At 44.1% G+C, this 13,653-nt stretch carries 12 protein-coding genes; 7 read left to right on the top strand and 5 right to left on the bottom strand.

Annotated features, from left to right (window positions below):
• Positions 1-44: 44 nt before the first annotated feature.
• Positions 45-902 carry an AraC family transcriptional regulator gene (locus QVP90_RS17950; protein ID WP_021937181.1) on the bottom strand — a complete coding sequence of 286 codons (858 nt, stop codon included), beginning with the start codon at positions 900-902 and terminating at the stop codon, positions 45-47.
• A gap of 115 nt (positions 903-1,017) precedes the next feature.
• Here QVP90_RS17950 and QVP90_RS17945 point away from each other — a divergent pair, with 115 nt between their 5' ends.
• Entirely contained in the window at positions 1,018-1,719 is a 702-nt protein-coding gene (locus QVP90_RS17945; RefSeq protein WP_021937180.1) for an HAD family hydrolase, read from the top strand.
• 372 nt (positions 1,720-2,091) lie between these two features.
• On the opposite strand, the gene tatC is transcribed toward QVP90_RS17945, so the two are convergent.
• The 4 genes from tatC to QVP90_RS17925 form a co-directional block, all read right to left on the bottom strand.
• The gene (tatC, locus tag QVP90_RS17940) at positions 2,092-2,892 is read right to left on the bottom strand and encodes a twin-arginine translocase subunit TatC (RefSeq protein ID WP_005925656.1); all 801 of its coding nucleotides are present in this window, start codon (positions 2,890-2,892) and stop codon (positions 2,092-2,094) included.
• Positions 2,893-2,894: 2 nt separating this feature from the next.
• Positions 2,895-3,125 carry a Sec-independent protein translocase subunit TatA/TatB gene (locus QVP90_RS17935; RefSeq protein ID WP_005925659.1) on the bottom strand — a complete coding sequence of 77 codons (231 nt, stop codon included), beginning with the start codon at positions 3,123-3,125 and terminating at the stop codon, positions 2,895-2,897.
• A gap of 155 nt (positions 3,126-3,280) precedes the next feature.
• Entirely contained in the window at positions 3,281-5,851 is a 2,571-nt protein-coding gene (locus tag QVP90_RS17930; RefSeq protein ID WP_021937179.1) for a bifunctional UDP-N-acetylmuramoyl-tripeptide:D-alanyl-D-alanine ligase/alanine racemase, read from the bottom strand.
• 133 nt (positions 5,852-5,984) lie between these two features.
• On the bottom strand, positions 5,985-6,938 hold the full coding sequence (locus QVP90_RS17925) for a GSCFA domain-containing protein (protein ID WP_021937178.1): 954 nt from the start codon (positions 6,936-6,938) through the stop codon (positions 5,985-5,987).
• Between the two features lie 205 nt (positions 6,939-7,143).
• On the opposite strand from QVP90_RS17925, the gene dxs reads away from it, so the two are divergent.
• The 6 genes from dxs to QVP90_RS17895 all read left to right on the top strand — a co-directional run bounded on the left by dxs (position 7,144) and on the right by QVP90_RS17895 (position 13,554).
• Positions 7,144-9,123 carry a 1-deoxy-D-xylulose-5-phosphate synthase gene (gene dxs, locus QVP90_RS17920; RefSeq protein ID WP_005925668.1) on the top strand — a complete coding sequence of 660 codons (1,980 nt, stop codon included), beginning with the start codon at positions 7,144-7,146 and terminating at the stop codon, positions 9,121-9,123.
• A 27-nt stretch (positions 9,124-9,150) separates the two neighbouring features.
• A complete protein-coding gene (gene trkA, locus QVP90_RS17915) occupies positions 9,151-10,491 on the top strand; it encodes a Trk system potassium transporter TrkA (RefSeq protein ID WP_021937177.1) in 1,341 nt (446 codons plus the stop codon).
• A 20-nt stretch (positions 10,492-10,511) separates the two neighbouring features.
• Positions 10,512-11,963, top strand: a complete 1,452-nt coding sequence (locus QVP90_RS17910; RefSeq protein WP_264380770.1) for a TrkH family potassium uptake protein — start codon at positions 10,512-10,514, stop codon at positions 11,961-11,963.
• 100 nt (positions 11,964-12,063) lie between these two features.
• Positions 12,064-12,438 carry a hypothetical protein gene (locus QVP90_RS17905; protein ID WP_005925676.1) on the top strand — a complete coding sequence of 125 codons (375 nt, stop codon included), beginning with the start codon at positions 12,064-12,066 and terminating at the stop codon, positions 12,436-12,438.
• Between the two features lie 190 nt (positions 12,439-12,628).
• The gene (locus QVP90_RS17900; RefSeq protein ID WP_005925679.1) at positions 12,629-12,979 is read left to right on the top strand and encodes an NADH-quinone oxidoreductase subunit A; all 351 of its coding nucleotides are present in this window, start codon (positions 12,629-12,631) and stop codon (positions 12,977-12,979) included.
• Entirely contained in the window at positions 12,970-13,554 is a 585-nt protein-coding gene (locus QVP90_RS17895; RefSeq protein ID WP_021937175.1) for an NADH-quinone oxidoreductase subunit B, read from the top strand. Before QVP90_RS17900 ends, QVP90_RS17895 begins: the two co-directional genes overlap by 10 nt.
• Positions 13,555-13,653: the final 99 nt, after the last annotated feature.

The raw sequence follows: 13,653 nt of genomic DNA, 5'->3' as shown, positions 1-13,653 counted from the left end.
CGAGAGAAGAGGCTTTTTCATTTTCATATTTCTGTATCAAGTATTTACTCCACCGGCACACAAATTTCTGTCAATAACTCCTCAGGAGGCGTATTACCCGGATTATTCAGATACACCTCATAACCACGTGCATCACTGATCTTATAGCCGCTTTCGGGAATCCAATGCCCATAAATCGTATCATACACCGCTCCCAGATTAGAATAAGGTCCTTTATAGCGAAATACCAGATATTTTCCCCTCGGAATTTCCTTCACACCTATTTCACCCTTGGGTTGTACTGCTATGGGAACAGTAAAACAAACATCTGTCCGCAAATTCTTAGTCTCGGTCACCTTCGGATCATCATGAAATATGCAAATATATTCCATACATCCGGTATATATCTTCTCTTCATTTACATAAGCATACAGTTTTTTCCATGCTTCGCAATATGCCAAAGCCATATATGCGCCTGTCAAACGAACATAAATCACCTGCTTCGGCTGTTGTTCACGTACTTCCATTGTCACATCCAGTTCCGGATTCACTTCCATTGGTTTCATAATAATGTGGTCTTTATTGTTTCGATATTCATTGGGTGAAATACCATAAAATTGTTTAAAGACTTTCGACAACGACGAAGGAGAAGCATATCCTATCTGATAAGCAATATCACTTACAGGCATTGTACTATAACGTAACAATCGGGCTGCGGTCTCGATTCTTGTACGCACAATAAATGCTCCCAACGGTTCACCTAAAAATGCTTTCATAATGCGGTGAAAGTGATAAGGCGAGAAATGAGAAATTTCGGCCAGTCTTTCCAAATCTATTTCTTCACCTAAATGATTGTTGATATACTCCACCACCCTATTTACACACTGGTGATACTCTTGGGTTGTCGCCATTCTTTGTTCCATATTCTTTGATTGTTTCACGCAGCAAAGATAAGGACACCCACCGGAGCAAACTTTTCCAATCTTGCTAACTTCAGAAATTATTTATTTAAATTTGTGCCGTAAACATACGAAAAAGATGAAAGAGATAAAAATAATTGCATTCGATGCAGACGATACACTTTGGAGCAATGAACCGTTCTTCCAGGATATAGAACGAGAATATACCGGATTATTAAGTTCTTACGGAGAGCCCAAAGAGATATCTGCCGAGTTGTTTCACACAGAAATGGACAATCTGGAACGTTACGGTTACGGTGCGAAAGGATTTACGCTATCGATGATAGAAACCGCATTGCGCATCAGTAAGCAGAAAGTGCCATCAGAAACAATAGAAAAGGTTCTTCTTTTAGGTAAATCCCTACTGGACATGCCAATAGAGTTACTGCCCGAAGTCGAAGAGACCTTAGAGATTCTAAAACAAAGTAAACGCTATCAATTAGTAGTGGCCACCAAAGGAGATTTACTGGATCAGCAACGAAAGCTGCAACGCTCCGGTCTCTCCCCCTACTTTGACCATGTGGAAATTATGTCAGACAAGACAGAAAAAGAATATGCCAAACTTATAGAAAATCTACGAATAACTCCCAATCAGTTTCTAATGGTGGGCAACTCGCTGAAATCGGATATCCAGCCGGTATTGGCTCTCGGTGGCTATGCGATGCATATACCTTTCGAAATAATGTGGCAGCATGAAGTAGTAGAACATTTTGAGCATCCCCGGCTCTACCAATTGAAAAAATTGGGAGAATTAACCAAACTACTTCAGCTCACCCACTAATGCAAAAGTTGCAGAAAACATCGGAACGAATGAGTGTCAGTAATATATGTTTAGGAGGCTTTCCATGAAAAGCTATTCGTTACGCGACTTTCTTTGTATAAGATTCCGACCATTTTGGCACATTATCCACCTAGAATTTACCAACTTCACCTTTTTGCTTAATCGCCCTATTCATCGGCAATGCAGGGTGAAAGGCTACTCTCGTTTTCCTGCATCTGTGCTTACGACTCGTATGCACGGTGCTTATAACTCGTATGCACGGTGCATACGGATCGTAAGCACCAAGCATATGGACGGTGAACACGATACCCGAAAAATATCAAACAGGCACTTGGAAGTCTATACCGAATGATATATCACTACATTGAATAATTATTCATCTTCGATTTCCGTTTTCGGTTTATCCTTAATCATCAGAATACTCATCTCGTAAAGTAGATAAAGCGGTATCGCCACGACACTCAACGTGAAAGGATCTCCTGTAGGAGTAATGATGGCAGCAGCAATCACAATAATGACGATAGCATGCCGACGGTATTTTCTCAAGAACGATTTATTGACAAGCCCCAACAGCGAAAGTAGCCACGTCACCAAAGGCAACTCGAATGCCAACCCCATGCAGAGCACTAACATCATAAAATTATCTATATATGAATTGAGTGAGATTACATTCTCTATCTCTGCACTAAGCTGATAAGTGGACAAGAAACGAAGTGTCAACGGATACACCATAAAATATCCCAGCAATACTCCCAGAAAAAACATAAAAGTACCGATTGTCAGTGCTTTCCGTACACCACGACGTTCATTTGGATAGAGTGCCGGATTAATAAACCGCCATATCTCAAAAAAGATATAAGGCATGGCTGTCACTACCGACATCCAGAATGCCGTAGACATATGTATAAAAAAAGGAGCAGCCAGATTAATATTTACCAGTTTCACCTGAAACTCCTGTGTAAAAAAATCATCTGTCAGATCAAACGTCTTGCCGATGTATCGTAACAAGTCATAAAACACAAAGTCATTGTGACAAGGAGCCAGCACTACGTTATCAAACAAATAGGGCATAGCGATGAAATATCCCACCGCCAGTACAAACCAAACTCCAATGACACGAAACAACACCCGGCGCAACTCGTCCAGATGGTCCCAGAAAGTCATTTCAGCCATGGCTATTTCTTATCCTTGTCTGTTGTTTTAGCCGGTTCGTCGATCTCGTCTTTCGCTTTATTAATCTCCTCTTTCGCTTCGTTTACACCATCCTTGAAACTCTTTACGCCTTTACCAAGGCCACGCATCAATTCGGGTATCTTCTTTCCACCAAAAAGCAAAAGGATCACGAGGGCAATAATAATCCATTCGGAACCACTGGGTAAAAAGCCTAATAATAATAAGTTTGTCATAAGATAGTAAAGTATATATAAGTTTGGGGACAAATATAGTGATTTCGTTAGAAAGAGAAAAAGAACTTTGAGAATTAGTGATAAGCGATCAGTGATTAACAGGCCGCGCTGTTACACTGCATAGTACTAAGCACTTATCACTAATCCCTAATTTCCTAATCCTGATAATACACTCGCTTCACCCGCGTTGAAACGCTCGTAAGTACTTCATAAGGTATCGTATCAAGCACATCAGATAATACGGTAATCGGCAAGTCATCTCCGAAGATAATAGCAGGATCTCCCTCTTGACAGTCGATGCCGGTCACATCGATCATACAGACATCCATACAAATATTGCCTACATAAGGGGCTTTTTTTCCATTAACCAGACAGTAAGCATGTCCGCATCCCAAATGACGATTCAACCCGTCGGCATAACCGATAGGAATGGCCGCAATACGTGACGGACGCTCCAAATGTCCTTTACGGCTATACCCCACCGTATCTTCGGCCGCGACATCACGTATCTGCAAAATAGTGGTTTTCAATGTACTGACATTGTTTATGACCGAATTATCAATGGGGCTGACCCCATACAGCCCGATGCCCAGACGAACCATATCAAACTGCGCACCCGGAAAACGCTCAATTCCTGCCGTATTGCAGATATGACGCAGAATTTTATGCGGAAAAGCCCGTTGCAATTCAACCGAGGCGCGTTCGAATATCTCAATTTGCTGACGTGTAAAGGCATCAAACTGAGGAGAATCGCTCCCCACAAAATGTGAGAATACCGAGCGTGGAATCAATGCATTCTGGTTCTTCAGCCGCCGTATTAACAGAGGAACGTCCCCTTCGGCAAATCCAAGACGGTGCATTCCGGTATCCAACTTAATATGCACAGGAAAATTGGTAATACCTTCTTTCTCGGCAGCCTTCACCAATGCATCGAGCAAATGGAAGTTATATACTTCGGGTTCGAGTTTATAATCGAACATCGTTTTAAAAGAGGTTAGCTCCGGATCCATGATGATAATGGAAGAGGTAATGCCTGCTTTGCGCAATTCCGCTCCTTCATCAGCCACAGCCACGGCCAAATAATCTACCCGATGTTCCTGCAAAGTCTTAGCTATTTCATAAGAGCCGGCTCCATAAGCAGAAGCTTTTACCATGCAGACCATTTTTGTTTCCGGCCGGAGCATGGCACGATAGTGATTCAAGTTGGCTACCATAGCACCCAGATTCACTTCCAGTATCGTCTCATGCACTTTCAGTTCCAAAGCATCCGAAACCAAATCAAAGTTGAATGCACGCGAACCCTTTATCAAAATCACTTCATTGTGTAAGCCGTTCAGAAGTTCTGATGCCATCAATTCGTCTGTAGTATGGAAAAAATACTTTTCCATATCGAAGCGTGCAGCAGAGGAACAAATTTCAGGTCCCACACCGATAATCTTTTCAATGCCCCTACTTTGTACCAATTGGGCCACTTTACGGTAAAGTGTCGTCGTACTCTGTCCGGTTTCCAAAATATCCGAAAGGATAAGTGTACGTTTCATTCCTTTTGCTTCGGAACGACGTACCAGAAAGTCAAGAGCAATATCAAGTGAAGCCAAATCGGAATTATAACTATCATTGATAAGTATACATCCCTGCTTTCCCTCCTTCACCTCCAGACGCATGGCCACGGGCTCGAGACGTACCATTCGTTCTGTTATCTGATCGGCAGGCATCATCAGATAAAGACAGGCTGCCAGGCAATTGAGTGAATTTTCGATAGATGCATCATCAATTAAAGGGATACAGAAGGTATTATCCATTTCCAGATAACGATATGAAATAACCGTATGATCTTCTTTCTTCAATATCTTGCTTATATATAGAGGACGCTCGGCATCCTTGCAGCTCCAAGCTATCTCACGAGCCGTAAGCATCGATTTTGCCACGCAATTGCTTATCAGTTCATTATCGGCATTATAAATTACGACATCGCAATTTTTAAAAAGGCTGAGTTTCTCCATACACTTTTCCTGCAAGGAGAAAAAGTTCTCCTGGTGTGCCCCACCAATATTAGTAAGAATACCGATAGATGGCTTGATCATGTTCGCCAAAGCACGCATCTCTCCCATCTCAGAAATACCAGCCTCGAAGATGGCCAGTTCCGCCTCCTCATTCATCTGCCATACGGAAAGAGGCACACCGATCTGTGAATTATAACTGCGCGGTGAACGCACAATAATACGGTCAGGACTGAGCAACTGATGCAGCCACTCCTTTACAATCGTTTTTCCATTACTCCCCGTAATACCTATTACAGGTATCTGAAACTGTTCACGATGCTGTTCAGCTAACTTCTGAAGAGCTTTCAACGGATTACTGACGATTAGAAAGTTAAAAGCTGAAAGCCCTTGTTTAGTTGAAAGTTGAAAGTTGAAAGTTGAAAGTTGAAAATCAGAAGTCAGTGTACTGTCAACATCTCCCGTCTCCATTCTCCCATCTCCCTTCTCTTTGCTCCACTCATCGAAATCCTCTTGTGATAAAACGAAATTCCGCACACCGCGTTCATAAAGATCGGGGATGTATCGTGCTCCTTTGTTTCGTTTCGTAGTCAGGGCAAAAAAGAGAGTTTCTTCGGGAAAACTGAGTGAACGGCTATCTGTAAGTAACCAGTCAACAGTGGCTTCCAAGGTACCGACCCTGCGGGCACCCATACGTTCGGCTATTGTTTCAATCGTATATGACATAAATAATTAATTAATTTGCCCATGTGCCCATATGCCAATTAGCTGCGCTATAGCAATACACCGCATAACAATCGGCACATTAGCATATTGGTGCATTGGCACATTATTGAGACATTGGCACATTATCGAGGCATTATTCAAACTCTAAGTACGGGTATTTTCGGTTAAGTCGTTCTATTTTTAACACAATTTGTCCTAAAAATCTTTTATGCTCCTCAGAGTCGGGATGAAAGGGGCGATGTGCCAGCGCTTTACGAATACTTTCACATTCATCCATAATCTTTTTTGTTTCATCAGAAAAGAAAACATCGGAAAAGCGTTCCCACAGATAATTTACTGCTAAAGGAGAAGGATGAAGCATATCATCGGCATAGAAGCGATAGTCACGCAATTCGTCAAGCATAATCTCATAAGAAGGAAAATAAAAAACTGTGGTAGGAAAAAAGCTCTGTAATTGTTCTATTGCCAAAAGCAACGTTGCCTTGCTGAGCTGGTTAGCATGCATACCGTCACGGATATGACGGATCGGGCTTACGGTAAAAAGCACTTTCAAAGTAGAATTCTGATTTCGAAGTTCTTTCAGGAATCGCGTATACTCATCGACGATCTCATCTACCGTCAACATTCTACGGGTGAACAGTTTCTCCGGCTGCTTATGACAATTCGATACGATACGCCCCGTCTCTCGTTGCTGATACACAAAAGTTGTCCCCCAAGTCAGCAGCAGCCAGTCCGTACGGCTCATCCGGTCGTGAGCTTGCCGTAAACGATCATTGATCTGCTGCAACGCCTCCTCAACCGAAACTGCTGAAAAAGCCCCGTGATGCATCGGACTATGCCAACAATCACGAAAGAAGAAAAGATCGGATGCTGTATATTGCTTTCCCGAAAGAATCTCTTGCAATGCTTCCAATACAGAAAAAGGATTATATAATATTCCGAAAGGGTTGACGTCACAGTGAAAAGAGTTCTCTTTCAACTGCCGGCCGATATTCTCGGCAAAACAAGAGCCCATCAGCAACAGTCGTTGCGCATGAGTGATAGGTGGCAAACCCTTTGGTAATTCAACAGGGGTAGAGAAGTTCATCATTGGCACATTTATCAAATCACGCGAAAATAGGGAAAAAATCGGAACGGAAAAAACAATCGGTTCATTTTTTATCAGGAAATGAAACCTCTCCCCAACCCCGCAATATTTTCGTACAAAAATATAACATTACTGCTTTTTCACATCAAAAAAGAATGTCTTTCCTTTTCTTTTCGTATTTTTGCATACTAAATTCTGTCGGAACATGAAGAACGAAACCACATATAGCTTGCTAAACGCATTGGATAACCCCGAAGACTTGCGGCGACTCACGCCTGAGCAACTACCCGAGGTGTGTCATGAATTACGGCAAGACATCATCAAAGAAGTCTCCTGCAATCCGGGACACTTTGCTGCCAGTCTGGGAGTGGTAGAACTCACCGTAGCCCTGCATTACGTGTTCAATACTCCTTACGACCGCCTCGTCTGGGACGTAGGACATCAAGCTTACGGACATAAAATCCTTACCGGACGCCGCGACACCTTTTCCACCAATCGTAAAATGGGAGGTATCCGGCCTTTCCCCTCACCCGAAGAAAGTGAATACGATACTTTTACTTGCGGACATGCTTCCAACTCCATCTCAGCAGCATTGGGCATGGCAGTGGCAGCCATGAAAAAAGGAGAACGCGACCGCCATGTGGTAGCCGTCATCGGCGACGGATCGATGAGTGGCGGACTGGCTTTCGAGGGGCTCAACAACGTTTCATCCACCCCTAACAATCTGCTTATCATACTGAATGATAACGATATGGCCATCGACCGCAGCGTGGGCGGAATGAAACAATATCTCTTTAACCTTACCACCTCCAACCGCTACAATCAGTTAAGATTCAAGACTTCACAACTGCTCTTCAAAATGGGTATCCTAAATGAAGATCGCCGCAAGGCACTTATCCGTTTGGGAAACAGTTTGAAATCGCTCGTCGCACAACAACAAAACATCTTCGAGGGAATGAACATCCGTTATTTCGGCCCGGTAGACGGACATGACGTACAAAATATCGCTCGTATCTTGCGGGATATCAAAGATATGGAAGGCCCTAAAGTACTGCATCTTCACACCATTAAAGGAAAAGGATTCGAACCGGCCGAAAAGCATCCGGGAATCTGGCATGCACCGGGCAAATTCGACCCGGAAACAGGGAAAAGACTGATTGCCGATACGAACGGAATGCCACCACTCTTTCAAGATGTCTTCGGACATACGCTGGTGGAACTGGCCGAACAAAACCCGCGCATCGTGGGGGTAACGCCTGCCATGCCTACAGGATGTTCCATGAATTTCTTAATGGAACAAATGCCCGGACGCGCTTTCGACGTAGGCATCGCCGAAGGACATGCTGTGACTTTCTCCGGAGGAATGGCGAAAGACGGCCTTTTGCCTTTTTGTAATATCTACTCCTCATTTATGCAACGTGCCTACGACAATGTGATTCATGACGTGGCCATCCAGCGATTGCCCGTCGTGCTATGTCTCGACCGTGCCGGATTGGTAGGTGAAGACGGTCCTACGCATCACGGAATGTTCGACCTGGCATACATGCGTCCGATCCCCAACTTGACCGTCTCCTCTCCGATGGACGAACACGAACTACGCCGGCTAATGTATACGGCACAGTTACCGGACAAAGGGCCGTTCGTTATCCGTTATCCGCGTGGACGGGGAGTGTTGGTGGACTGGAAGTGCCCGCTCGAAGAAATACCCGTAGGACGGGGACGAAAACTAAAAGAGGGCCGTGATTTGGCCGTCATCACCATCGGTCCGATAGGAAATACGGCCGCACATGCCATCGCACAAGTAGAGAAAGAGAACCCTAAACAAAGTATAGCCCATTATGACTTACGCTTTCTCAAACCATTAGACGAAGAGCTCCTACACGAAATAGGAACACGATTCAACCACATTATCACCATAGAAGACGGCATCAAAGCCGGAGGCATGGGAAGTGCCGTACTTGAATTCATGGCTGATCATGGATACAGTCCGAAACTACAGCGTATCGGTATCCCCGATCATTTCATTGAACACGGGACGGCAGCGCAGCTATATGCCCTCTGCGGCCTGGATGAAGAAGGCATCAAGAAAGTGCTAAAAGGTGAAAAGTGGGAAAAAAATGCCAGAATAAACGGTAATGGAATAAAAATACAAACTGTGGACGAAAAAGCACATCTCAGTAACTAAATAAACGAAGCATAACAGCAGACAAAAATGAAGATTATCATTGCCGGTGCCGGCAACGTAGGCACCCATCTGGCCAAACTGCTCTCCCGTGAGCGGCAGGATATCATATTAATGGACGACGACGAAGAGAAACTCAGTACTTTGAGCAATAATTTTGACTTGATGACCGTCACTGCATCCCCTTCTTCCATCTCCGGATTGAAAGAAGTAGGCGTAAAAGAAGCCGACTTGTTCATCGCCGTCACTCCGGACGAAAGCCGAAACATGACAGCCTGCATGCTGGCTCACAATCTGGGTGCACTGAAAACCGTAGCACGCATCGACAATTACGAATACCTGTTACCCAAAAACAAAGAGTTCTTCCAAAAGTTAGGAGTAGATTCGCTCATCTACCCCGAGATGCTGGCCGCCAAAGAGATCGTATCCTCCATGCGTATGAGCTGGGTACGTCAATGGTGGGAATTCTGCGGAGGAGCACTGATCCTGATAGGTGCCAAAATGCGTGAAAAGGCAGAAATTCTGGACATCCCCCTCCACCAACTCGGAAACCCCAACATTCCTTATCATGTGGTAGCTATCAAACGTGGCACAGATACTATTATTCCCCGGGGTGACGACACCATCAAACTGAATGACATCGTTTATTTCACCACCACCCGAAAATACATTCCTTATATCCGGAAAATCGCCGGAAAAGAAGATTATGCCGATGTACGCAATGTCATGATCATGGGAGGAAGCCGTATTGCTGTGCGAACGGCACAGTATGTACCCGACTACATGCAAGTGAAAATTGTAGACAACGACCTCAACCGTTGCAACCGCCTGACAGAATTACTGGACGATCGTACCATGATTATCAACGGAGACGGCCGCGATATGGACCTGCTCATCGAAGAAGGTCTCAAAAACACAGAAGCTTTTGTGGCACTGACCGGAAACTCCGAAACGAACATCCTCGCCTGCCTTGCCGCCAAACGTATGGGTGTGAATAAAACAGTGGCAGAAGTAGAAAACATTGATTATATAGGCATGGCGGAGAGTCTTGACATCGGCACGGTAATCAACAAGAAGATGATTTCCGCCAGCCACATCTATCAAATGATGCTGGATGCGGACGTCAGTAACGTAAAATGCCTCACATTCGCCAATGCCGACGTGGCCGAATTTACCGTAAAGGCAGACTCTAAAATTACCAAACACCTCATCAAGGATCTGGGATTGCCTAAAGGAACTACCATCGGCGGTATGATCCGGAACGGTGAAGGTATCCTTGTCACCGGAGACACGCTGGTGCGTGCAGGTGACCACGTGGTAGTGTTCTGCCTGAGTATGATGATCAAGAAAATAGAAAAATACTTTAATTAATTGTCAATTGTCAATTAAATATGATTAATTCTAAAATGATATACCGCATCACCGGATTTCTGCTATTAATAGAAACAGCCATGCTATTGTGTTGCGGAGGGGTATCGTTACTGTATCATGAAGATGATCTGATAAGTTTTCTGCAATCGGCAAGTCTCACTGCATTGATGGGAGTGGTATTACTTTTTATCGGACGCGGAGCCGAGAAACAATTGGGACGCCGCGACGGATATGTCATCGTTACTGTTGCCTGGCTGGCTTTCTCTCTTTTCGGAATGCTCCCCTTCTATCTGAGCGGTTATATCCCTTCGATCACAAATGCTTTTTTCGAAACCATGTCCGGTTTCAGCAGTACAGGAGCCACTATATTAAACGATATAGAAAAACTCCCCCACGGTTTGCTCTTCTGGCGTAGCATGACGCAATGGATCGGCGGATTGGGAATCGTATTTTTCACTATAGCCGTACTCCCGATATTCGGTGTGGGAGGTATTCAGGTATTTGCCGCCGAAGCCAGCGGACCGACACATGACAAGGTACACCCGCGCATCGGTATCACTGCCAAATGGATATGGGGTATTTATGCCGGGCTAACAGGAACACTGATCATTCTATTAATGTTCGGCGGAATGAATATTTTCGACAGCATATGCCATGCTTTCGCAACCACCAGTACCGGAGGGTTCTCTACCAAACAGGCCAGCATCGAATATTATCACTCTCCTTATATAGAATATGTGATCTCTATCTTCATGTTTATATCAGGTATCAACTTCACCTTATTATTATTGTTCGTCAACGGAAAGCTCAAAAAATTTGTCCACGATGCCGAATTGAAATGGTATTTCTGGTCCGTGACAGGTTTTACGATAGGAATTGCCGCTATTCTCTATTATAACAGTTCGATGGGGGTAGAAGAGGCTTTCCGTAAATCACTCTTTCAGGTAGCTTCTCTCCACACATCTACGGGATTTGCAACAGCCGATTATATGACGTGGCCGGCGATAACATGGGGCATGCTAACCGTAATTATGATTATGGGTGCCTGTGCCGGTAGTACCACAGGAGGTATAAAAAGCATCCGTCTGGTTATACTGGCCAAAGTTTCAAGAAACGAATTCAAACACATCATACATCCCAACGCCGTGCTTCCGGTACGGGTAAACAAACAGGTTATCTCTCCCTCCATACGTTCTACCGTGTTAGCATTCACTTTCTTGTATACCGTACTAATTATCGCCGGCACATTGGCAATGCTCGGGTTAGGAGTCGGCCTGACGGAATCATTGGGATGTACCATCTCCAGTCTGGGAAACATGGGACCAGGACTCGGCCTGTGTGGTCCTGCTTACTCATGGAACGAACTGCCCGATGCTGCTAAATGGCTGATGTCATTTTTTATGTTGCTCGGACGTCTCGAGTTATTTACGGTTTTATTATTATTCAGCTCCGATTTCTGGAAAAAGAATTGATCTAAATCAATTCAGAGTGCTAAAAAACCTTTTTTGTCATGCAGAGATTGCAAAAAGAATGAATTTAAATTCTATATTTGCAGCCGTTTAAAAGCGAAATATGAAACAAAGCTTAAAATATGGCATATTATTGATATTTGCCCTATTGCTTCACTCAATAGTGACGGAAGCGACGGGGGAGACTGTAATGCCCGATGTTTTAAGCCATAACAAATGTTTTGTATCACAGGCACGCCCCATGCGTAATGCCATCGAAAAGTTTTATCTTTTCTGTTCTCCGCTCTCCTGTGAAATGGGACACGCCGACCTCTCGCACGTACCTACCGACAAAAATTTCCTGCGTCTGGCCATTCGTCAGTACAGATATAGAGGAATACTTCCTTCACTTTACGAACATTCGTCACAGTTATACACCCACGACCCCGAAGACCCCATAATGCACTACATTTACGGGCAGAGGAAAATCGTAATTTAACAGTAACGAACTTACTTCGGAAACCAAACGATTCGTGGTAAAGATGTATCCCCGTTGTTACATCTTTATAGTTGCGTACAGTACTTGTAAGGGAGAATCCTTTCTTATGTACGTAATATACATTTCTACCACAATCCTCCGCTTTTAGTTTAAGAAAAAATATTTCTCAATCTAAATATATACTTGGATTATGAATTTTACATTGTTAGTTGTTGTTTTGCTAACGGCAATTGCATTTGTCGGTGTAGTGATAGCCCTGTCAAGAGCTATTTCTCCACGATCATACAATGCACAAAAGTTTGAAGCCTATGAATGTGGTATTCCCACACGCGGAAAATCATGGATGCAGTTTCGTGTGGGTTACTACCTGTTTGCCATTCTGTTTCTCATGTTCGATGTGGAAACGGTATTCCTTTTCCCATGGGCAGTAGTAGTACGCGACATGGGAGTACAAGCGCTGATAAGCGTTATCTTCTTTTTAGTAATATTGGTGCTGGGACTCGCTTATGCCTGGCGGAAAGGAGCTTTGGAATGGAAGTAATAAAGAAACCCAAAATAAAATCAATCCCATATGACGAATTCATCGACAATGAGTCGTTGGAGAAGCTGGTTCAGGAACTCAATCAAGGAGGTGCAAACGTCTTTGTGGGAGTACTGGACGACCTCATCAACTGGGGACGCAGTAATTCGCTGTGGCCACTTACTTTCGCAACCAGTTGTTGCGGTATCGAATTCATGGCACTGGGTGCCGCGCGTTACGACATGGCCCGCTTCGGGTTTGAAGTAGCCCGTGCCAGTCCACGGCAAGCAGATATGATCATGGTATGCGGTACAATCACCAACAAAATGGCTCCGGTACTGAAACGTCTGTACGATCAGATGGCCGACCCAAAATACGTGATCGCCGTAGGTGGATGCGCCATAAGCGGAGGCCCTTTCAAAAAATCCTATCATGTACTGAACGGAGTAGACAAAATTCTCCCGGTAGATGTATACATTCCGGGATGCCCGCCTCGCCCTGAAGCATTTTATTATGGAATGATGCAGTTGCAACGTAAAGTGAAAATTGAAAAATTCTTCGGCGGAGTAAATAGAAAAGAAAAGGAACAGGAATAATGATTCAATGTGCCAATATGCCAATGTGCCAATTGCCATGCGGCATGATGAGATAATCAGCCGGCATATTAGCGTATCAAGCAGCGCAATAAACAGTAC

Source organism: Bacteroides sp. CAG:189 (assembly GCF_000432295.1).
GTDB classification, from domain to species: Bacteria; Bacteroidota; Bacteroidia; order Bacteroidales; family Bacteroidaceae; genus Bacteroides; species Bacteroides salyersiae.
The sequence above is the reverse complement of the archived record's forward strand: the minus strand, read 5'-3'. Positions and strand labels throughout refer to the sequence as shown.